Annotated in this window: 16 protein-coding genes and 1 tRNA gene; 9 read left to right on the top strand and 8 right to left on the bottom strand. The window is 73.7% G+C overall.

Annotated features, from left to right (window positions below):
- The first annotated feature begins 13 nt into the window (after positions 1–13).
- A complete protein-coding gene (locus ACFU74_RS08930; RefSeq protein WP_380753997.1) occupies positions 14–2,305 on the top strand; it encodes a glycoside hydrolase family 3 C-terminal domain-containing protein in 2,292 nt (763 codons plus the stop codon).
- 6 nt (positions 2,306–2,311) lie between these two features.
- On the opposite strand, the gene ACFU74_RS08925 is transcribed toward ACFU74_RS08930, so the two are convergent.
- The 4 genes from ACFU74_RS08925 to ACFU74_RS08910 form a co-directional block, all read right to left on the bottom strand.
- The gene (locus tag ACFU74_RS08925; protein ID WP_380754092.1) at positions 2,312–3,184 is read right to left on the bottom strand and encodes an ABC transporter ATP-binding protein; all 873 of its coding nucleotides are present in this window, start codon (positions 3,182–3,184) and stop codon (positions 2,312–2,314) included.
- A gap of 53 nt (positions 3,185–3,237) precedes the next feature.
- Positions 3,238–6,078, bottom strand: a complete 2,841-nt coding sequence (locus ACFU74_RS08920) for a hypothetical protein (protein ID WP_380753994.1) — start codon at positions 6,076–6,078, stop codon at positions 3,238–3,240.
- Positions 6,079–6,115: 37 nt separating this feature from the next.
- Entirely contained in the window at positions 6,116–9,463 is a 3,348-nt protein-coding gene (locus tag ACFU74_RS08915) for an FtsX-like permease family protein (protein WP_380753991.1), read from the bottom strand.
- 244 nt (positions 9,464–9,707) lie between these two features.
- Entirely contained in the window at positions 9,708–10,028 is a 321-nt protein-coding gene (locus ACFU74_RS08910; protein WP_380753989.1) for a hypothetical protein, read from the bottom strand.
- A gap of 283 nt (positions 10,029–10,311) precedes the next feature.
- On the opposite strand from ACFU74_RS08910, the gene ACFU74_RS08905 reads away from it, so the two are divergent.
- The 5 genes from ACFU74_RS08905 (at position 10,312) to ACFU74_RS08885 (ending at position 18,198) form a co-directional block, all read left to right on the top strand.
- The gene (locus ACFU74_RS08905; protein WP_380753986.1) at positions 10,312–10,758 is read left to right on the top strand and encodes a peptidase inhibitor family I36 protein; all 447 of its coding nucleotides are present in this window, start codon (positions 10,312–10,314) and stop codon (positions 10,756–10,758) included.
- Between the two features lie 104 nt (positions 10,759–10,862).
- Entirely contained in the window at positions 10,863–14,612 is a 3,750-nt protein-coding gene (locus ACFU74_RS08900) for an endonuclease/exonuclease/phosphatase family protein (RefSeq protein ID WP_380753984.1), read from the top strand.
- A 133-nt stretch (positions 14,613–14,745) separates the two neighbouring features.
- Positions 14,746–16,098, top strand: a complete 1,353-nt coding sequence (locus tag ACFU74_RS08895; RefSeq protein ID WP_380753981.1) for an NAD(P)/FAD-dependent oxidoreductase — start codon at positions 14,746–14,748, stop codon at positions 16,096–16,098.
- Positions 16,099–16,197: 99 nt separating this feature from the next.
- A complete protein-coding gene (locus tag ACFU74_RS08890; protein ID WP_380753979.1) occupies positions 16,198–17,295 on the top strand; it encodes a hypothetical protein in 1,098 nt (365 codons plus the stop codon).
- A 33-nt stretch (positions 17,296–17,328) separates the two neighbouring features.
- A complete protein-coding gene (locus ACFU74_RS08885) occupies positions 17,329–18,198 on the top strand; it encodes a DUF3592 domain-containing protein (RefSeq protein ID WP_380753977.1) in 870 nt (289 codons plus the stop codon).
- A 48-nt stretch (positions 18,199–18,246) separates the two neighbouring features.
- Here ACFU74_RS08885 and ACFU74_RS08880 read toward each other — a convergent pair.
- From ACFU74_RS08880 to ACFU74_RS08870, 3 genes are all read right to left on the bottom strand, one after another.
- Positions 18,247–18,330: transfer RNA gene (locus ACFU74_RS08880), tRNA-Leu, on the bottom strand.
- 43 nt (positions 18,331–18,373) lie between these two features.
- The gene (locus ACFU74_RS08875; RefSeq protein WP_380753974.1) at positions 18,374–18,514 is read right to left on the bottom strand and encodes a DUF397 domain-containing protein; all 141 of its coding nucleotides are present in this window, start codon (positions 18,512–18,514) and stop codon (positions 18,374–18,376) included.
- The gene (locus ACFU74_RS08870; protein WP_380753972.1) at positions 18,471–19,424 is read right to left on the bottom strand and encodes a helix-turn-helix domain-containing protein; all 954 of its coding nucleotides are present in this window, start codon (positions 19,422–19,424) and stop codon (positions 18,471–18,473) included. The genes ACFU74_RS08875 and ACFU74_RS08870 overlap by 44 nt, the downstream gene beginning before the upstream one ends.
- 167 nt (positions 19,425–19,591) lie before the next feature.
- On the opposite strand from ACFU74_RS08870, the gene ACFU74_RS08865 reads away from it, so the two are divergent.
- From ACFU74_RS08865 to ACFU74_RS08855, 3 genes are all read left to right on the top strand, one after another.
- Positions 19,592–20,053, top strand: a complete 462-nt coding sequence (locus ACFU74_RS08865; RefSeq protein WP_380753969.1) for an ATP-binding protein — start codon at positions 19,592–19,594, stop codon at positions 20,051–20,053.
- A gap of 40 nt (positions 20,054–20,093) precedes the next feature.
- A complete protein-coding gene (locus ACFU74_RS08860; RefSeq protein ID WP_380753967.1) occupies positions 20,094–20,465 on the top strand; it encodes a hypothetical protein in 372 nt (123 codons plus the stop codon).
- Positions 20,466–20,594: 129 nt separating this feature from the next.
- Positions 20,595–20,888, top strand: a complete 294-nt coding sequence (locus ACFU74_RS08855) for a hypothetical protein (protein ID WP_380753965.1) — start codon at positions 20,595–20,597, stop codon at positions 20,886–20,888.
- Positions 20,889–20,944: 56 nt separating this feature from the next.
- Here ACFU74_RS08855 and ACFU74_RS08850 read toward each other — a convergent pair whose 3' ends face one another.
- A complete protein-coding gene (locus ACFU74_RS08850; RefSeq protein WP_380753962.1) occupies positions 20,945–21,448 on the bottom strand; it encodes a cupin domain-containing protein in 504 nt (167 codons plus the stop codon).
- Positions 21,449–21,596: the final 148 nt, after the last annotated feature.

Genomic DNA, 21,596 nt, shown 5'->3' with positions numbered 1-21,596 from the left:
GCAGGAGGACGACATGAACGACCGCACCCACAACGCCGACGCTCGAAGCACCTTGACGATCCATCAGCAGGCCGCCCTGACCTCCGGCGGCGACTTCTGGCACACCCGTGCGCTGCCCGAGGCCGGCATCGAGAGCATCATGCTCACCGACGGCCCGCACGGCCTGCGCAAGCAGCCCGAGGACGGTGACGCCCTCGGCATCGGCAGCAGCGAGCCGTCCACCTGCTACCCGCCCGCCTGCGCCCTCGGCTCCTCGTGGGACCCGGCGCTCGCCGAGCGCATCGGGCGGGCCATCGCCCTGGAGGCCGTCGCCGAGAACGTCTCGGTCGTCCTCGGCCCCGGCGTCAACATCAAGCGCTCCCCGCTCGGCGGGCGCAACTTCGAGTACCTCTCCGAGGACCCGCTGCTCACCGCCCGGATCGGCGCCGCCCTGGTGAACGGCGTGCAGTCCCGGGGCGTCGGCACCTCGCTCAAGCACTTCGCCGTCAACAACCAGGAGACCGACCGGTTCCGGGTGAACGCGAACGTCGACGAACGCACCCTGCGCGAGATCTACCTGCCCGCCTTCGAGCACATCGTCACCACCGCCCGCCCCACCACCGTGATGGCCGCCTACAACACCGTCAACGGCGTCCCGGCTGCGAGCAACCACTGGCTGCTGACCGAACTGCTGCGCGGCGAGTGGGGCTTCGACGGCCTGGTCGTCAGCGACTGGGGCGCGGTCGCCGACCGGGTCGCCTCGCTCGCCGCCGGCCTCGACCTGGAGATGCCGCCCTCCCGCCGGGAGGCGCAGGTCGTCGCGGCCGTCGAGGACGGCAGGCTCGACCCGGCCGCGCTGGACACCGCCGCCCGCCGGGTCCTGGACCTGCTGGCGCGCACCGCCGCCGCCCGGGTGCCCGGCGGGAGCTACGACGAGGACGAGCACCACGCGCTGGCCCTCGCCGCCGCCGTGCAGAGCGCCGTCCTGCTCAAGAACGACGGCGGCCTGCTGCCGCTCGCCCCCGACGGCACCGGAACCCTCGCCGTCATCGGCGAGTTCGCCCGCACCCCGCGCTTCCAGGGCGGCGGCAGCTCGCACGTCGTGCCCACCCGCCTGGACACCGCCCTGGACGCGATCCGCGCGACCGTCACCGACCCGCGGAGGATCCGCTTCGCCCCCGGCTTCACCCTGGACGGCGCGGCCGACCCGGCCCTCGTCGCCGAGGCCGTCGAAGCCGTGCGCGGTGCCCGGCACGCCGTGCTCTTCCTCGGCCTGCCCGAGTCGTACGAGTCCGAGGGCTACGACCGCACCGACATCGACCTGCCCGCCGACCAACTCGCCCTGCTCGACGCCGTCACCGCCGCCGCCGGGGCCGCCGGCGCCGACGTCACCGTGGTGCTCTCCAACGGCGCGCCGGTGCGGCTCACCCCGTGGCAGGACCGGGTCGGGGCGGTCCTGGAGGGCTGGCTGCTCGGCCAGGCCGGCGGCACGGCGCTGGCACGGCTGCTGTTCGGGCTCGACAACCCCTCGGGCCGGCTCGCCGAGACCGTCCCGCTGCGCCTGGAGGACAACCCCAGCCACCTCCACTTCCCCGGCGCGGACGGCCAGGTCCACTACGGCGAGGGCCTGTTCGTCGGCTACCGGTACTACGACACGCTCGGCCTGCCGGTCGCCCACCCGTTCGGCCACGGCCTGAGCTACACCACCTTCGGCTACGACGGCCTGGAGGTGACGGCGACCGGGGACAACCGCTACGACGTCTCGTTCACGGTCACCAACACCGGCACCCGGGCCGGCGCCGAGGTCGCCCAGCTGTACGTGCACGAGCGCGCGCCGCGGGTGCGCCGCCCCGAGCACGAGCTGAAGGGCTTCGCCAAGGTCCACCTGGAGGCCGGCGAGAGCACCCGGGTGACCATCGCGCTCGACGAGCGCTCCTTCGCCCACTGGTCGGTGCGCGACCACCGCTGGCGGGTCGAGGGCGGCGAGTTCGAGCTGCGGATCGGCGCGTCCTCCCGCGACCTGCGGCTGCGCACCACGGTCGACTGCGCCCCCGACGGCCACCGCCCGGTGCTCACCGCGCAGTCCACCGTCGGCGACTGGACGGCCGACCCGGTCGGCGCGCAGATCATCGGCGCGGCGATGCGGGCGATGGCGGACTCGGTCGGCATCGCCACCGACGACCCGCTCACCGCCGCGATGGGCGCGAGCCTGCCGGTCGGCCGCATCCCGGCGTTCGTCGACAGCGTGACGCCCGAGGACATCGACCGGCTGGTCGCCGCCCACCGCGACCTGACCGCCGCGCAGGACCCGGCCGCCCGGGCCTGATCCCGCTCACCGCCGCGGCTGGTCCCGGTCCGGCCACACCTCGATGTGGTCGGCCTCCAGGACCAGCCGCACCCGGTGCGCCAGTCCCAGCGACTCGGTGAACTCGCGCGGCAGTTGGAGCCGGCCGACCCGGTCCAGGACGGTGTACTCCTGCTCCCCGTCGATCCCGGCGGCGGCCGGGCGGCGCAGCACCTCGGTGGAGGTGCGCCCGTCGCGGATCCGCACCGTGCGGCGGACCTGGTCGGCCACCAGCGCGTCGTGGGTGACGATCAGCACGGTGGTGCCCAGCTCGTCGTTGGCGGTGCGCAGCGCGTCGAAGATCTCCGCCGAGGTGGCGGTGTCCAGCTCGCCGGTGGGCTCGTCGGCGAGCAGCAGCCGTGGTTCGTTGGCCAGCGCGACGGCGATCGCCACCCGCTGCTGCTCGCCGCCGGAGAGCGCGGCGGGGGTGCGGTCGGCGGCCTGCGCGATGCCCATCAGGTCGAGCAGTTCCCCGGCCCGGTCGGCCCGTCGGCGGCGCGGCACGCCCGCGTAGCCCATCGGCAGCTGCACGTTCTCCCGGGCCGTCAGGTAGGGCAGCAGGTTGGCGGCGGTCTGCTGCTGGATCGTGCCGACGGTGCGGCGCCGGTAGGCGGTCCGCGCCCGTCCCTTGAGCGTGCCCAGGTCGGTGCCGGCCACCACGGCGGTGCCGGCGCTGGGGCTGTCCAGCCCGGCCAGGATGCCGAGCAGGGTGGACTTGCCGGAGCCCGAGGCACCGACCAGGGCCAGCAGTTCACCCTCCCGCACGGTCAGGTCGAGTCCTTGCAGGGCCTGCACCTCGACCCCGTCGCGGCCCCGGGTACCGGTGCGGAAGATCCGCACCAGGCTCTCGCACAGCACCATCGGCCGCTCGGCCGCGGTGGTGCGCTCCTCGGGCTCCACAGGCTCTCGGACGGTCACAACGCCTCCCCCAGTCGTAGCACGGCGCCCAGTCCGCGGCGCCGGCTGACCGCCGCCTCCAGGACGGCGGCCGCCGTCATCAGTACGGCCAGCGCGAGGCCGAGCCCCGCGGTGACCGTCCAGTCGATGTGTGTGGCGGGCTCGAACGGCCCGCCGGTGACGGCCCCCAGCCGCAGGCCGGAGCCGAGCACCGGAGCCAGCAGCAGGCCGAAGGCACCGCCGCCGAGCGCCGCCAGTGCCAGCAGCGGCAGCAGTTGGAGCGCCTGGAGGGCGAACACCGCGCGTCCGCCGGTCCCCAGGGTGCGCAGGTAGGACGTGGTCCGGGCGCGTTCGGCGGCGCTCAGCAGCAGGTCCAGGGCGAAGGCCCCGAGCCCGAGCAGCAGGCCGAGCAGCGTGGTGGCCCGGAAGGCCAGCCCGACCGAGCGGGCCAGCCCGTCCGAGCGCAGCTCCTCCAGTTCCCCGGCCCGGTCGCGGAGTTCGGCCTGCGGCCCGGCCGCGGCGCTGGGGGCGAGCTGCGCGACGGCGGCGGCCCGCACCGCGGCCGGGTCCACGGCCGGTCCGCCGGCGGCCGGGTAGAACAGGACGGCGGACGGGCTCTTCTGGGCGGGCAGGCGCTGCGCCGACGGGCCGGTGAACACCAGCAGCGGCCCGCTCCGGCGCGCGTCGCCGAGCACCGGGCCGAGCACCGGGTCGCGCAGTGCCTCCTCGGGCAGGGCGCCGACCACCCGGACCCGGGTCCGGGGCAGGCCCAGCGTGGAGAGTTCGAAGTCGCCGTCGGGGAACCGGGCGGTCAGGGCGGGGGTGGCCAGCGCGGTGAGCACGGGGGCCTCGTCGCTGCCGCCCACCGGTGCGTCGGCCCCGGGGGCGGCCGCCAGGGCGCGGGCCACCGGGGAGGACGGCCGGGCGGCGGCCAGGGCGGCGGCGTCCAGGCCGACGAGCGGGGTGTGCTCGAAGGCGGTGCCGTCGGACTGCGCGACGACCTCGCCGATCGCGCCGGTGACGGCGATCTGGTGGCCCACGGTGGGGACCTTCGACAGGTCGCCGGCCAGCCGCTCCTTCGACCCGACCAGGGCGACGGGCGCCCCGCCGGTACGCCAGTCGGCGAGCCGCTGCTGGGCGTCCTCGACGGTGCGCGGGACCGTGCCGCCGTAGACCCCGTAGCCCATCGCCAGGACCAGGACCAGCAGGGCGAGCGCGGCCGCGCCGCTCTGCTGCCCGGCCCGGGCGAGCGCCATCAGCGGGACCAGGCCGCGCGAGCGGCGCGCCTCGCGGGTCGCCCGGCGCAGCAGCGGGGGCAGCAGGCGGAGCAGCACCCCCACCACGACCAGTGCCAGGAGCACCGGTGCGAGGGCGAGTTGGGGGTCGATGCCGGAGCTCGCGTAGGCGCCGCGGGTGCGCAGCGCGGCCAGTCCGCCGACGGCGAGCAGCAGGACCAGGGCCTCCAGGACGAGCCGGCGCGAGCGCGGCAGCGGCCGGCTCCGCCCGGCCGAGGTGAGCAGCACCGCGGCCGGCGCGCACCAGACCAGCAGGGCGGCGACGATCACCGGCACCGGCGAGCCGAGGGCGGCGCCCGGCGGCGCGAGCGCGCGGCCGATCGCCCAGCCCGCCGCGACCCCGGCGCCGACCGCCACCGCGGACTCGGCCAGCAGGCGGCCCGCGAGCCCGGCCGTCCCGGCTCCCCGGGAGCGCTGGAGCGCGAAGGCCCCGGCCCGGCGGCGCGCCCCGAGCCGGGCGGCGGCGAAGGCGGTGGCCACCACGACGGCGAGCAGGCCGGCCAGCGCGAAGCCCTGGAGCTGCTCGGTGCGCAGCCGCTGGGCGGCGAAGGCGTCCAGCTCCGGGGTGAGCCGGTCGGAGACGGTGAGCGCGCGCACGTCCTGGCCCGCCACCAGGCAGGGGTCGTCCCGGAGGGCTTCGCACAGCCGGTCCTGGGGGGTGGCGCGCCATCCGGCCAGGGCGTCGCGCGCCTCGGCGATCCCTGCCGGGGTGGCGCCCGGCCCGGAGCGGTCGACGGCCACCGGCAGCTCCCAGGCGACGTCGAACCCGCCCGGGTTCCGCGCGAGCAGCTCGATCCCGCCGGCGCTGGTCAGCAGCTGGCCGTCCAGCTCCCACTTGGTGCCGTTGCCGGCCACGGCCAGCACGGGCCAGGGCTTCACCAGGAACGGGGAGCGCTGCCAGAGCCGTTGCGCGCCCTGGTCGGTGCGGAAGACCCCGACCAGGACCGCTTCGGCGGTCCACCCGTATCCGCCCAGGTCGATCTGCTGCCCCAGGGTCAGGTTGAACTTCTCGCGGGTCGCCTCGGAGGCCGCGACCTCGACCGGCGCCGGCTTCTCGGGCCGGACGCTCAGGTCCAGGTCGGCGGCGGGCTGGCGCGGCGCGCGGCCCTGGAGGTACTCGACCGGCCCGTCCGGGCCGTCGTGCTGGGCGTAGACCAGGTTGACCCTAGGCGGGTCGCCGCCGTAGAAGGTGGCCACCCCGGGCCCGCGGACGGTCGCCAGGCCGGTGGTCACCCGGGCCCACGGTGTGCCGAGTTCGGCGGCGAGCCGCGGGCCGGCGGCGGCGCGCACCCCGTTGCCGATCCGGTCCAGGTTCCCGTCGAGCGTGCCGGGCGGCGGGGGCGACAGCCACGGCATCGGAAGGGTGGCGGCGCCGGCGGACAGCGCCGGCCCGGCCGTCTGGGCGCGGTCCACCCGGTCCGCGAGCGTGTCGGCCGCCAGCCGGTCGAACCTCGGCGGCCAGCTCAGCGGGACCGCCGTGAGCAGGACGGCGAGCAGCGCGAGCACGGCCAGGACCGGCCAGGCGATCCGCGCCTCGCGCCGGATCAGGCGCAGTGTCAGCATGTGGGGCTCCCCTCGAAACGTCCCGCCGCGGCCGGCCTCATCCGTCCTCCCCCGCGCGCAGGGCCCGGACCAGGTCGACCCGGGCCAGCAGCCGGGTGAGGACCACCACCGCGAGGGCGAGCAGCAGACCGGCCGCCAGTGCGGTGAGCGCGGCTCCGGGCCGGCCCGGGGCGGTGGCCAGGGCCGGGAAGACCGGCGCCGCGGTGTCGTCCAGCACGGTGGACGCCAGCAGCAGCGCCGCGAGCAGCAGGCCCAGCAGCCCGCCGAGCAGCACCGGCGGCACGGTCACCGCCACCTGTTCGGCGCGCAGCAGCGCGGTCAGCTCGCCGCGCCGCACGCCCAGCGCGCGCAGTACCGCGAACTCCCGTTGACGGGACCGGACGGCGCTCACCGTGTGCAGGGTCAGGGCGGTCACCGCGAACAGCGGCGCGGTGACCAGGACCAGCAGCCAGGCGCAGCGCAGCCCGCTGCGGAACGGGTCGTCCGCCAGGCCGGCGGCCACCTCCGGGACGCTCTGCGGGCGGCCGAACCCGCCGTTGCCTTCGACGGCGGCCCGGGTGGCCGCCGGGTCGTCGCTGGCCAGCCACCAGCGGGTGGCGGTGGGCGGCGGCGCACCGGTGAGCGCCCGGTTGGCGGCGATGGAGCGCAGGTCCAGCAGCAGGTGGCCGTGGGTCCGGTCGTAGCCGGGCAGCCCGTCGACCACCCCGGTGACCAGGACCTTCTGGGCGCTCCTGCCGTCGCGTTCCCAGTCCAGTTCGACGGTGTCGCCGACCTGGGCGCGGACGGCTTCGAGCAGCGCGCGGTCGGCCAGCGCGGGCAGCACCGGGGGCACGGGGGCGCCGGTGCCGGGTCCGGGCCGCACCGTCAGGACCGCGCTCGTCCGGGCGGCCGCGTCCCCCACGTTCTGGGAGCGCAGCACCGCGTGCAGGAGTTCGGCGCCGCCGCCCTCCCAGCCGCAGGCGTCGGCGTCGTGGCCCGGGACGAACTCGGGCCCGGCGTCCTCGGGCGAGGCCTCGGTGCCGGGGCAGCCGAGCGCCGCCGGGTCGACGGGGGCGGTGTCGGCGCGGGCCCAGCCCCGTCCCGGTGGGAGGGCCAGGTCGGTGCGCTGCCCGCCGGTGACGGCGGTGATCCCCGTCAGGCGCAGGTCGAGGGTGGTGCGTACGCGCTGCCGGTCGGTGAAGTCGATGCCGAGCCGGCCGAGGGTCAGCGGGTGGGCGCGCCGTTCGCCGTCGGCCAGCGGGACGGTGACGGTGTGCGGCTGCCCGTCGGCCGTCAACGGGACGGACAGCTGCTCGGTGAGGCCTCCGGCGTCCTGGATCCACAGCAGCAGGTCGGGTCCCGGTGCCGGGAGCGGACGGTCGGCGCTCGCCGTCACGGTCAGCTCCAGCGCGGTCGGCTCACCCGGCACCGTGATCCCCTGCGCGGGTACGGCGGTCAGCGGGGCCAGCAGGTCGGGGGCCGGACGGTCGGCGAGGTCGGGGCGCAGGAACGGCAGGCCCGCGGCGGAGGCGGCCGCGGTGTCGACGGCGACCGTCTGCACCACGGAGGAGCCCACGAAGGCGGACTGCTCGGCGACCGGGGTCAGGCCCGTCACGCCCGGCAGGGCGGCCAGCGGGCCGTGCTGGCGCGCGGGCGGGCCAGACACCCCGGACAGCCGCAGATCGGCACCGACCGTGTGGGCCGCCCGGTCGCGGTCGCTGGCCGGCAGGGCGCCCAGCACCCCGGCGGCCAGTCCGGCGCAGGCCACCGCCAGCAGCGTCACCAGCACCGGCACCGCCTGGCGGCCGGTGTCGCGGCTGAGCCGCCAGGCCCCCAGCGGCAGGACCAGGCCGCGGGCCCGGCGGGCCGCCCGTTCCAGCAGCCGCCCGGCCGGCGGCAGCACCCGCAGCAGCAGGACCGCGCCGGCCACCGCCATCGCCACCGGGGCGAGCACCAGCGTCGGGTCGGCCCAGGAGTCGAACCCGGCATCCGCACCGCCGGCCACCACACCGCGGTAGCGGCGGAGTTGGACGAAGCCGAGGACCGCCACGGCGAGCAGCGCCAGGTCGGCGCCGGCCCGCTGCAGTCCGAGCCGGCGCGGACCGCGCCGGCGCAGCGCCCGCAGCGCGCCCGGGTCCAGCGCCTGCCGGGCGAGCGGCAGCAGCAGTGCCGCGCCGTGGACCAGCAGCGCGAACCCCGCGGCCCACCAGACCGTCCCGCTGTCGGCCGCGGCCAGGCCGCGCGCACCGGCGGCGCGCAGCACCCCGGCGAGCAGCGGCTCGGCCAGCAGTAGCCCGCAGAGCCCCGCCGGCACCGCCGCCACCGCCCACTCGCCGGCCGCCGACGCGATCAGCCGGGCCACGCCCGCTCCCCGGGAGCGCCGGAGCGCCTGCTCGACGGCGACCGTGTCGGCGAGTCGGCGGGCCGTCAGGACCAGCACCACCGCCGCGAGCAGGGCCAGCAGGGCGCCCGGTACGGCGATCCCGGAGCGGACCGTCAGCGCCGGCAGCACCTGGCCGTCGACCGCTGCGGGCAGGGGGCTGTGCACCGTGGTCCCGGCCAGCGCCGGTTCGGCGCCCCGGTAGACCGAGCGGGCGGTGTCCGAGCGGGCGAAGGCGGCCACCCGGCCGCGCAGTGCGGAGAGTTCGGACAGGCTGGAGCGCGCGGTGTCGGGCAGCGCCAGCCAGACGGCGAGGGTGCGGTCGCCGTACACGGGCAGCGCGGTCAGCCCGGCGCCGTCGACCAGCATCAGGGGGCGGCCCGCGCCGTCGGCGCCCTCCAGACCGGCCCAGAGCGCGGCGGTGTCCGGGTCGGGCCGGTAGACGCCGGTCACGGCGAGGGTGAGCGGGTCACCGGTGCCGGGGTGGCGGACGACCACGGTGCCGCCGCTGTCGACGCCGATCCGGTCGGCGGCGTCCGCGGGGAGGGCGACGCGCAGCGCGCCGTCGGCGGCGGGGGCGGTGTCCGGGGCGTCGGGCCAGGTGCCACTGCGCAGGTGGGCGTAGCGGGCGGCGCCGGGTACGGCCACCGGGACGGCGGCGAGGACGGTGTCGGTGGCCCGCTGGCGTTCCGCGGGCGGCAGCGGCAGGTTGATCGCGGCGGCGCCGCGCATCGCGGTCTCGGTGCGGAACGGGGTGCCGGCCATCGTCCGGTCCAGCGCCGCGCGCACCGCCCGGTCCGCGGCGGGCAGCCCTTGCGCCGACCAGCGCCCGGTCACCGCGATCGACCGTCCGGCGTCGACGGCGAGCCGCTCGCGAACCCCGGCGGTGGCGGCCGACCTGGCCAGCCCGGCCACCGCGGCCAGCACCGCCGTCGCCACCAGCACGCTCACGGCCACGGCGGCCAGTACCGGCCCGCGCCGTCCGATCCGCCGCCCGATCCGGCGCCCCGCTCCCGCCAGTGCCATCCACCGCTCCCCTCGCCGCCCTCCGCGCCGGAGGGGCGGACCCGCCACCGGACCGGCCAGGGCGCGGAGTCGAGGTGCTGCCGCGGCGATCCACACGTGGTCTGTACCAATCCGGCCAGGGCCCGAATCATGCCTGACTGGTCGACAGATCGCTTCATCGGCGGGCGCTTTGTGTCCGCCCGGGCGGAGTGTCTGCCCGGACGGACCAGCGGCCGGCGGGGTGCGGGTCCGGCCGCCGCGGGGATCAGCCGCCGAAGACCAGCGGGCCGCCCGCCTCGGGGACCAGGACGGGCTCCTCGTCCCTGACGAGCGTGGCCGGAGCGCTGATGCAGGCGTACCACTGGCCGGTGGCGAAGGCGGCGCCGCCCGACCAGTAGTTGGCGTTCCACATCGTCCTGCACTGCTCGTAGCGGATCGGCGAGACCTCGTAGGGGACCGGCGGAGGCAGCGGCGGCCCGTAGGCGGACTGCGTCGCGGCGCTCGCCTGGGCGCCGGCGGTCAGCACCAGCAGCGGGGTCAGCACGGCCGCGGTGGCCGCCGCGCCGGCCAGTCGACGGATTCGCATGGGTATGGGCCTCTCCTTCGGGAACGGCCGGGGGTGTCCCGGCGGGTGAACGCCGTTGTCGGCGCGTGTGCCGAATCCTCGCGGCAACGGCCGCCGCGGCGACATCCCAGGTTTCTGGGCCCCTTCCCGATACGAAGCGTCACTCAGTCGGGGCCGCGACGGCCCGCAGTCATTTGACTGATGCCGCCGCATCCCGCCCTGCCGCACTCTCCTAGTGCGGCGGGCCCGGCCCGGGGCGCCGCCGCGCACGTGCACTGTCCCCACCCTGAAAGCGAGTTCCACCGTGGCCCTCAAGTCCTTCAAGCCGGCGACCGCCGTGGCGAGCGCGGTCGCCGGAGCGGTGCTGCTCCTCTCGGCGACGCCGGCGTCCGCGGCGAACCCCCCGTACGACGGCTGCCCGGCCTGGGCGCTCTGCCTCTACCAGAACAGCGGCGGCACCGGCACCAAGGCGATCGTGGTCCCGCCGGCCGCCGGCGGCAGCACGGAGATCGTGCGCCTCACCAAGGTCCACTTCCTGAACAACGTCCTGGCGGACAACCAGGTGTCCTCCTGGCTCAACAACTCCCAGTGCTCGGTGGAGTTCTGGGACGACCCCTACGGCGAGCTGCACCCGTCCCAGGTCGACTACACCCCGACCTGGAGCTGGGGCGCGAAGGCCGACTACGACACCGGCGGCCCCGAGTACTACAAGAACGACCGGATCTCCAGCCTCCGCTTCTACTGCCCGTAGCGGACCGGTCCGTCCACCACGCCCCGCCCCCGGCCCGCCAGGAGCCGGGGGCGCTTCCACGCCCCCTGGAACGAGGTCCCGTGAAACGTCTACGACCAACGGCCGTGCTGCTGTCCGGCCTGCTGCTCTCCGTCACCCTGCCCGCCCTCGCCGCCACGGCTCCGGCCTCCGCGGACCCGGTGGCCACCGGCGCCGTCACGGCCGGTCCCGGCGCCGAGGGTCCGGACCTGAGCCATGCCAACCGCACCGGCCCGCCGCCCGGCATGCCCGACTGGTCGCGGGTCGGCTTCCGCGGTGGCCGGCCGCTGCCCGGTGACGGCGAGCTGACCGGCGACGCCGGCTGCCGCGTCACCCCGGACCGGCTCGCCTCGCAGTACGCCGTCCGGGCGGACGACGGCGCCGACGACACCACCGGCCTGCAGAAGGCCATCGACGACATCAAGGCCAACTGCTCGCCGAACGCCAACTTCAACAGCCTCTCGCTGATCTCCCTGCCGGCCGGCCGGATCGACCTCTCCCGGCAGATCTACGTGGACGCCGACTACCTCGTCCTGCGCGGCCAGGGCTCCGGCAGCGGCGGCACCCGCCTGGTGTTCCGCCCCGACGTCAACACCCGCTACGACACCCTGGTCAACGGCCGCTGGGACCAGGACGGCATGAAGGCCGGCAGCGGCAGCGACATCGGCACCGGCGGCTGGATCTGGCCCGGGCGAGGCCTGTTCCGCGTCCAGACCCGGGACATCGCCGAGCGCTACCAGGACGACTGGGCCGCCGCCCCGGCGAACCGCAAGGACATCTTCGAGGGCAGCGTCAACCAGCACTGGGCCTCCGGCATCAAGGTCGCCACGAAGGCCGCCGACCCCGGCTGGGCCGGCCGGCAGGGCCAGGACGTCGTCCAGCTCGACGCCAAGGCCGACATGAAGAAGTTCGCCCCGGGCGGCTACGTCTGGGTCGGCGCGGCCAACAGCGTCAAGTTCTACGAGCAGCAGGGCGTCTCCGACCGCAGCCAGATGGACAACCTCCACATGCGGCAGCAGATGTTCCGGGTCAGCGCGGTCGACGCCGCGGCGAAGACCCTCACCCTGGACCGCCCGCTGGAGTGGGACGTTCCGGTCGACTCCACCTCGGACGGCTCCCCCGCGCTCGGCGACAAGCCGTACGCGAGCAAGGTCACCCCGCTGAAGGTGGTCCAGGGCGTCGGCTTCGAGGACTTCGCCTTCACCCAGGACATGACCGGCCTGCCCAGACTCGGCGGCGGCAGCTACGACCTGACCCCCGCCCAGGCCGTGCACAACTACGGCAACCTGGCGCCCGAGTACGCGATGCACGGCATCGTCTTCAAGTGGGCCGCCAACGACTGGGCGCGCGGGCTGAAGGCCGAGATGACCGGCTCGCACCCGATCGTCACCGAGGACGCCCGCAACATCCAGATCGAGCGCAACAGCTTCGACGGCGCCTGGAACAAGGGCAAGGGCGGCAACGGCTACCTGCGCGGCAGCCGGGTCTGGGACTCGCTCTACGCTTACAACCTCAGCCGCAACCTGCGCCACTTCACCTTCCAGTGGTCGGCCAGCGGCAACGTCGCCTTCCGCAACGACCTCGACTCCGACCTCAACCTGCACGGCGGGTGGGAGCACAACAACCTGTTCGAGCAGAACACCCTGCGGGTCCCGTACGAGCACCGCTCCGGCAACTGCCAGACCAACTGCGGCGGCGAGGGCGGCGAGATCGACGAGGGGACGTGGTACCCCGTCTGGTGGGCGGCCGGCCCCAAGGCGGTCAAGTGGTCCGGCTCCTCGGGCCCGCAGAACGTCTTCTACAACAACACCATGGTCAAGCAGGCGACGCCGGGCGGCCCGTTCGAGCCGTACGCCCCGTACGGCACCCAGTCCGGCACCGCCTTCCAGTTCGGCTCCGCCAACGGCAACCCGGCCAGGTTCCAACCGCTGGGCCAGGGCGGCCAGGCCATCCCCGACTGGGGCAGCCGGGAGACCCTCGACTTCACCGGCCAGGGCGTCGTCCCGACCGACGTCGGCAAGCGGCCCTCGCTGTTCCTGCGGGACACCGGCGGCGACCTCGACCCCCGCGTGGGCAACCGCCGCACGATCGTCACCTGGAACATGCAGGGCGCGGGCACCACCGGCGGGACGGGCGAGGGCGACACCGCCTACGAGAACAAGTACACGCTGGGAGTGAACCAGCTGGCGCTGCAGAACCAGGCCGACATCGTCGCCCTCCAGGAGGCCGGCGCCCCGCCCCGCGGCGCGGTGTTCCTCCAGGACATCGACCAGAACCCGCCTGTCTACTTCGACTGGGGCGGCCGCATCCCCCCGGTCCGCGAGTACCGGTACGGGGGAACGGCCGCCAGGCCGCAGGGATACCTGTACTGGCTGCACACGGACTCCAACCCCCAGACCAACACGGGCCGGGTCAACCTGGCCATCCTGAGCCGCACCCGGATCCAGCCGCAGAACGTGTTCGTCGTCGGGGCGGGGCTGAACCACGGCTTCACCGGCCGGCCCGCGCTCGGCATCAACGTCGACGGCGTCGCGTACTTCACGGTGCACGGCCTCTCGGGGAGCGGCAACGACGACCCCGGGCAGCTGCAGAACATCCGGACCCGGATGTACACCGCGGGCCCCAACCAGACCCCGCTGCCCTGGATCGCCATCGGCGACTACAACCGGATCCCGCTGCCCCCGGACGACCCGAACGTCCCCGACACGTCGCTGGCCACCGCCGTCGCCGGCCAGTTCACGGTGACCGCCCCGGGGCTGCCGACCCATCCGACCATCCGGCGCCTGGGGAACCAGACCCCGGACCGCATCCTCGACTACGCGGTCGCTCCCGTCGGCGCCACGAGTCCCCGCGTCCTCGGCATCAACCGGGCCGACGCCGTACTGCTGTCGGACCACTATCCCGTCGTGATGTCGGTCGGCAATCTGCCGGACCCGCCGGGGGGCGACCAGTCGGTGACGGTGCCGGTGCCGACCTCCGCGGTGCTGCGCAGCGCCGCCACCACCAACGTGGCCGCTCCCGGCAGCAGTACCCACGTGGTCGGTGACCAGCCGATCAACCGGACCGGCATCCTGTCCCAGGTGTTCAGCCTGTCGCCCGACCCGGAGTACAGCGGCTACTACCGCCTGTTCCACGCCAACGTGCCCTATGCCGGCCGCTACCTCGGCCAGGAGGGCGGCGCCCGCGACGCGCGGACGGTGCTGTGGCCGAACCCTGCGCTCGACCAGCTCTGGCAGCCCGTCCGCCAGGGCGACGGCACCTGGACCCTGCAGAACTACGTCACCCGCCAGTTCCTCACCGACCTCGGCCCGGGCCTCGGCATCGTGGCCCGCGACCAGGACGGCACGACCGGCCAGCGCTGGTTCCTCCAGGCCCCCCAGGAGGCCACCGCCCTCACCGAGATCGTCGCGACCGACTCCACCGGCTCGACCCCGGCGCTCGCGGTCGACGACCTGGAGACCGCGCCCTACCCGGTCCACCTGGCCTCGGACTCGCACGGGGACTCCCGGCGGTTCAGCACCATCTCGGCGGGACCGAGCGACAACTGCTTCTACCTCGTCCAGGGCCACCAGTACGCCAACTCCACGACGGCCCACCCCGGGACGACCCCGCAGAACGGCGACTCCGTCACCATGGGCGCCTACCGGGCCAACGACGACGGCTACCTGTGGTGCAAGGTCGACGACGGCCCCAACGGAACGCTGCTGTCCAACTTCTCCAGCCCCGAGGAGCACCTCGACGTCACCCAGAGCACGGTCGTCGACACGGTCACCATCACCCGCCCCGGAGCCGCCACCGCCCGCCTCCACTGGCTCTTCCGCACGGTCACCCAGTAGCCGGCGGGTCCCCGGGGCCGGCACGGCCCCGGGGACCCGAGCCCGGACAAGGCGTGGCGCACGGTGAACATTCGCACACGCACCGTAGGCTTCGGGGCAGTCGAACCGCCCGCCGCCCGCAAGGAGGAGCGTCATGTCGAAGTTCAAGGCCACGATCTCGGCGAAGACCAAGGACCGGAAGGTCGAACGGATCAAGCGGTACCTGGAACTCAACGACTACGACGTCGAGTTCTCCCCCAGCCTGGACGCGGACATCGTGGTGACGGGAGTGGGCCCGGCGCCTCTCAAGAACCCCACGATCGCCAAGCTCGCCGAGCAGTTGGGCCTGCTGCTCCCCAAGACGAAGGAGGCGTACGACCTCGTCGTGATCGGGGGCGGCCCCGCCGGCCTGGCCGCGGCCATCAACGCCCGGAGCCTCTACGGCCTCACCACGCTCATCATCGAGCAGTACGCTCCGGGCGGGACGGCCGCCACGTCGATCAACGAGATCGACAACTACTTCGGGTTCGATGACGGAATCGAGTCCAGGCTGCTGTGCCACAAGGCCGTCGTCCAGGCGAAGAAGTTCGGGGCCGAGTGGCTGCCCGGCTACGGTGTGACGAAGCTCAAGCTCAGCGACAATCCGAAGACGACTAAACACGAGATCACCGCGACCGACTCCGAGGGCTCCCCGGAGGTCACGGTGGAGGCCTCGCTGGTCCTGCTCGCCACCGGCCTCGTCCCGCGCAAGCTGACGCAGAAGACCGCCGCCGACTTCGAGGACCAGGGCATCTACTACTACGCCCTGCCCGGGGACGCGGAGGGTGTGACGAAGAAGGACACGATCATGGTCATCGGCGGCGGCGACTCCGCCGGACGGGCCGCATTGATGTTCTCCAGCAAGGGGGCCGACGTCGTCCTGCTGATCCGCGGCAAGACCGCGGGCGCCGACATGCTCAAGGTGGTCTACGACAAGGTCAAGGAGGACAAGAACATCACGGTCGTGGCCGACACCGAGGCCATCGAGTTCAAAGCCGCCGCGTCCGCGAACGCGAAGCTGACGGTGAGCACCGGCGAGACCGGCAAGACCATCGTCACCAAGTCGTACGACGTCACCGCCGTCTACGCCGTCATCGGTGCCGACCCCGACACCAAGTGGATCGAGGACGCGGGCGTCACCGTGGTCCGCAAGCGGAAGCCGGACGGCACGAAGGCGAAGTACGGACTGGTCGCCACCGACCTGGACATCTACTACGACGCGATGAGGGACGGCACGTTCGACCCCAAGACGCACGCGGAAGAGCTCAAGAACGTGACCGCCATGGCCACCAACAAGCCCGGCGTCTTCGCGGCCGGCGACGTCCGTTTCCGCAGTGAGCGCCGCATCCCCAGCGCCGTGGGCGAGGGTACGGCCGCCGCCCTGGCCATGAGCAACTACCTGCTGGGCAAGCCCGAGGTCCTCTACGCCCTGGTGCGCCGGGCGGCACCCGCCTACTACCTGTCCTGATCTCCCGTTCGACCGGCAGAGAACGGACCGGACGGTCTCCACCAACGAGGTCGTCCACGAGCCTGTCGGCCGTCACCCGCACCGTGCACAATCAGCCGTATGACGATCACCGCGGTCGCGCCGCCCTCGCGCACCACGCCCGCAGGCCTCGCCCTGGGGTTCCTGACGGGTGGCGCGATCGGGGTGTCGCTGACCGCGTTCATCAGCGGGTGTGTCGTCGGGAAGGCGCCGCTGATCGTCCTGGGGCTGGCCCTGCCCGCGGTCTACGGCCTGCTCTTCCACCTCTGCACCGTGCCGCGCCGCTCCCGGGAGAGGGCCGTCGCGCCGCGCACGGCGCTCGCGATGATCGAGAGCCGGGAAGCCCTCGGGAGCAACACCAGCGACGTGCCGGTGCGGTTCGAACTGACCGTCGCACCGGACGACGCGCCGGCGTACCGGGTCGAGATCCGGCAGGGCGTCAACCTCGTCGAACTGCCCGACTACCGCCCGCGCGGGATCGTGGTGGTCGAGTACCAGCCGGACCGGCCCTGGAAGGTCCGGATCGTGACGCGGCCGACACCGGCGTGGGAGGAACGGGCGGCCGGCGCGCGCCTGGACTCGGTGCCCGGTCCGGCCATGAGGAACGATCCCCCGGAGAGCCGTGCCGGTGGGTTCCTCACCCTCCTCGGCCTGCTGCTCGGCGCGGCCGGCGTACTCCTGTTCTTCCGTGCCGACCTGTTCGGCCACGATGGGAGCGGCGCCGCCCCGAATCCGTCCGTCTCCTCCTCGTCCTCCTCGTCGTACTCGTCGTCCACGACCACCGTCACGTCGGCGACCGGCACGGTCACCCTCGGGCCGGGCCGGTCGATGCTCGACCACGGCGAACTGCGCAAGGCCGTCGAGTCGTTGACGCAGGACGGGGACACCCGCCAGGCGCTCACCGTCGTCGTGCAGGACCGCCTGCTGACGGTCGTCTTCTCCCCCACCGGCGTGCGGACCGCCGGGTTCGACCCCCGCCTGCTGCCCTTCGATCGCGTCGCCGCGCTGGTCGAGGAGGCCAGGACCGGCCTCGGCGTCGACTCCCCGCGGAGCTGGCAGCTGATCGCCGACGGCGTCGGCGGCTCGCTCGCGCTCAGGGTCACAGTGACCGGCGACCGGGGCAGCGGAAGCCTGGAAGCGGACGGGCAGGGCACAGTACTCCGGCGCAACGGCAGTTGACCGGATCGGACCGGATCGGCCGGAGGAGAGCGCGTGGGGTGGCACGAGTCACTGGTGCTGTGGTGTGCGGTGTGGGGTGCGGCGGCGCTGATCGGGGTCGGCATGTCGCTGGCCGGCGTGACCAAGGCTCAGCGAACGGTCCGGCTCACGGGGCGGATCGACCGGGTGCGGGCGCCCCGGCACGGCGGGTCCCGGTCGGGCGGGATATCGGTGGTCGTCTCCTACCGCGACCCGGCCTCCGGGCAGGACGTCATCGTGACGAACGACGGTGAGCGCGGCGAGATGATCACCTCGGCGTGGGAAGGCCGGGAGATCGGGCTCAGCCATCCACGGGGCAGGCCGCACGCCTACCGGTTCTCCAACGTCCCCGAGAAGCCCGCGCGCGGGTTGGGCCGACCGAGCTGCGCGGCCTTCCTGGTCTACGTCGGGCTGGTGGTCCTCGCCTCGGTGGACTGGGGGTGGCCGTGGGCGCTGATCGGTTCCGGCGGGCCGCCGGCGCTCCTCGGCGCCGTTCAGCTGCCCGGGGCGGTGCGCGCCAGGAACGACCGCCTCGGCAGGCTGGCCGCGATGGAGACCGTGCCGGGGAGGGTCGTCGCCGTCCTGAAGGACGTCAGCGTCGACCAGGACGACGGCCACACCACGACCACGATCACCCCGGTCGTGTCGTTCGTGACGCGCGGGGGCACCGTCGTCACGGCCCACTGCACGTCGCACCTCCCGGACCCCGCCGGCGCGTACGGCCGTGAGGTCACGGTCCACTACACGGCTGCCGACCCGGCCGAGTTCACGCTGGACCGCGCCGCGGAACACCGCTCGGAGAAGTGGGACGTGAGGGTCCACGCACTGGTGATCGCCGTGCTCGCGGCGGTGGCCGTGGCGGGCGTGGTGTTCCTCCGGGTCTGAGAAACAGAACGGCCGGTCGATCCGAGGATCGACCGGCCGTTCTCTGTGTGCGCGAGGGGGGAGTTGAACCCCCACGCCCTTTCGGGCACTGGAACCTGAATCCAGCGCGTCTGCCTATTCCGCCACCCGCGCAACTGGGTGATGGGTAAATAGTAGCCCACCCCCGGGGGTGCTCCTAACCAACGGGGAGGGAGCCGTCCCGGAGGGAGGTGAGGAAGGCCTGCCAGGAGGCGGCGGGGAAGAGGAGGACCGGCCCGGAGGGGTCCTTGGAGTCACGCACCGGAACGACGCCGGGGGTAGGGGACGCGAGGGCCACCTCGACGCAGTCGCCCCCGTCCGGTCCGCTGTAGCTGCTCTTGCGCCAAGCGGCCGTGTCGATCTCGAACCTCGCCATCCCGGTAGCCCTCCATCGCATCGGCGATCAGCTCCAGCGATTCCCTCACCGAGAGCACTTCCCCCCGAAGCAGATCATAGCCACGACGATGTGCCGCCACGATGGCCGGAGCATCGCTCAGATGCCCCCTGTCCAGACTTTCCGAGTAGACCCAGTTCCGCCCATCGGGCATCTCCAGCAACACCATCGACGTCTTGATCACCGTTTGCCGCCCGGCGAACGGCGCCACCTGGATGCTGATGTTGGGAAGCCGGGCGACATTGAGCAGGTGCTGCATCTGGCGACGCATGACCGCCGGACCGCCCAGCTCCGATCTGATCGCGCTCTCATCCAGAACCGCCATCAGCAACGGACCATTCGAAGCGAGGAAGCGCTGCTGCCGACCGATGCGAGCGGCAGTCCGCTCAGCGATCAGCTTGGCATTTCCCGCCGCTTCACCAGCCGTGAACATCTCCTGGGCGTACTCCCGGCACTGCAGCAGGCCGTGCATGAATCCGTACTGGAAGAGCCGGAGAGCCACCGCCTCGGCTTCCAGATCCGCACGGTCCCGAAACCAGTCCGGGTGCTCGATCTCCGCATTCCAGTCCACCCGGTCCCACAGCCGCTTCAGCGAGCCGCCCGTGTCCAGCAGCCGGTCCGCATCCTCGACCATCTCGGGCTGCATCCGGCGCTTGCCGCTCTCGCAGCGCGTCAGCACGGTGCGGTCGCAGTGCAGGAGTTTGGCCAACTCCTCCTGGGTGTAGCCGGCCAGCTCCCGGTAGAACCGCAGCTCCTCGCCGAACATCACCGCCGAGCTCGCCGTCGGTCCCCGCTTGATCCTCCGGTGTGCCATGACCGCTCCCCTCACGTGCCGCACACACCCCGCACGGCGATCTGGTCGTCACCGTACCTCCGAAAGCCGATGATTGATCTCGGAACGGAGTTATTCGCTTGCACAGTGTGATTTCCACGCCCCATTCGCGCGCCCGTTCCAGTCCCCCCTCATCCCCGGAGGTCTCCATGCCCTGTCACCGGCCGCGCGAGTTCGCCGCCCGACTCACCCCCCGGACCGAATCCACCCCCCTCGCCCGCACCATCCTCCGCGCCTATCTCGCCGGGATGCCGCAGGGCCAACGATTCTCCGACGTAGGCGAGTTGATCCTCGGCGAGCTCTTCGCCAACGCCGTCCGGCACGGCGACGCACCGCCGGACCGCCTCATCGAGATCCGGTTCGCCGTCACCGCCGGCCGCCTCCGCATCGAGGTCCACGACGCCGGCACCGGCCGCCCCACCCTCCGACCCCCGGCCTCCCCCGACGACGAGCACGGCCGCGGCCTCTTCCTCGTCAACGAGCTCGCCGAACACTGGGGCTGCCGCCCCCGCACCGGCGGCATCGGCAAGTTCGTCTGGGCCCTCATCGCCCCCGCCCCCGACTTCACCGATCTCACCCTCGACAGCACCCCGAAGCTCGTTCCGGCCTGACCCAGGGCGACCACACCGCCGACCCGGCGTGGCGTACTTCATGGGTCGCCCAACTCCCTCAGGAGACACCGTTGTCCTGCCGGACGGCGAGCCGGCGGGAACGGTCTCGACCATCCTTCAACTCGCCGAGCCAGCCCATGAGTTGCTCAACTTCATGCTCAACAGCGGGCGGTCCGCCGAGGGCGTCACCGCCCAACTGCCCCACCTCGGCCGGGACATCAGCCTCGACTCGCTCCTCATCCCCGTGCGCGCCCACCATCACCAGGACTGCTTCAGCACCCGCCTCCCCCGGCTCCCCCACGAGACCGGCTGCATCGTAGTGACCGGCGTGTCGGCGTACTGGTCCACGCTCTCCGCCCTCGTCCTGCGCGAGCCCGCCGACTTCCCGGACACCCACCTCCACGGCCGATAGCCGCCCACACCCATTCGCGCGTACACAGATCACCCGCTCGGCGGGCGCGGATTGCGGCCGCTCCTACGGGCGGAGAGGTTGTGTTCGGGGCACGTCCGCCCCTGATCCCCCGCCCTCAAGGAGTCATCCATGCGACGTCTCGCGACCGTCCTCGGCACTCTCGCCGCCGCCGGAACCATGGCCCTCGCCCTGCCGGGCACGGCCCTCGCCGCCAACGGGCAGCTGATCATCGCGCCCAATACGATCATCAACAACCCGAGCGGCTGTTACAACGCCCCGATCGTTCCGCTCATCGCGAGCAACAACACCGACGAATACGCCCTGGTGTACAACGGCCCGAACTGCACCGGCTATGTGATCGCGGTCGTTCCCCCCGGCGGCCAGACCACCCAGGAGTTCGGCGCCTCCGTATTCGTCGACTGACCCCCGTTCGCGGCGCAGGAAGCCGGCCCGCCCGACTTCCTGCACGACCGCCGTCCTCACGCGCCGGCCGCGGCCGCCTCCAGGGTGGCGCGCCAGAGGGGGCTGTCGACGTAGTGGTTGTCGTACAGCTCGGAGGAGTCCTTGATCTCCTGCGGGCTCGCCTCGCCGCGCATCACGCGGCCGAGGAGGCGCAGGTAGTCGAAGCGCGGCATGCCCGGGGTGAAGACGAAGAGGACGTCGGCCTCGGAGCCGGGGGCGGCGGCGAAGGCGTGGGGGGTGTGCGGGGGGACGAGCAGGAGGTCGCCGGCGCCGAGCAACTCCACCTCGTCGTCCAGCAGGACCCGGAGCGAGCCGCCGATCACGAAGAACAGCTCGGAGGCCCGGGTGTGGAAGTGGGCCGGGGCGCCGACCGCGCCCTCGGCGAAGGTGGAGCGGTAGCTGGTGACGGGGCTGCCGTCGGTGCCGCAGTCGGCGAGCAGGGTCATCACACTGCTCGGGTCGCTGGTGGTCTCGGCGGTGGCGGCGCGGGTCAGCAGGGGCTTCAGCGGGCCGGCGTTCACGGTGGTTCTCCCCCGTCTCGGGCGGCCCCGGCTCCCCTGCCGTGGCCTTGTGATGATCACTCTACGGAGGCCGGAGACCGGAGGTGAGGGGCATTTCCGGAGCGGAATCATGGGTCAATCCCGACCCGGAAACGCCCGAGGGCCGCAC

The sequence above is a fragment of the Kitasatospora sp. NPDC057500 genome (genome assembly GCF_042802195.1).
In the GTDB taxonomy this organism is placed as follows: Bacteria; Actinomycetota; Actinomycetes; order Streptomycetales; family Streptomycetaceae; genus Kitasatospora.
This window is presented reverse-complemented; position numbering and strand designations above follow the sequence as displayed.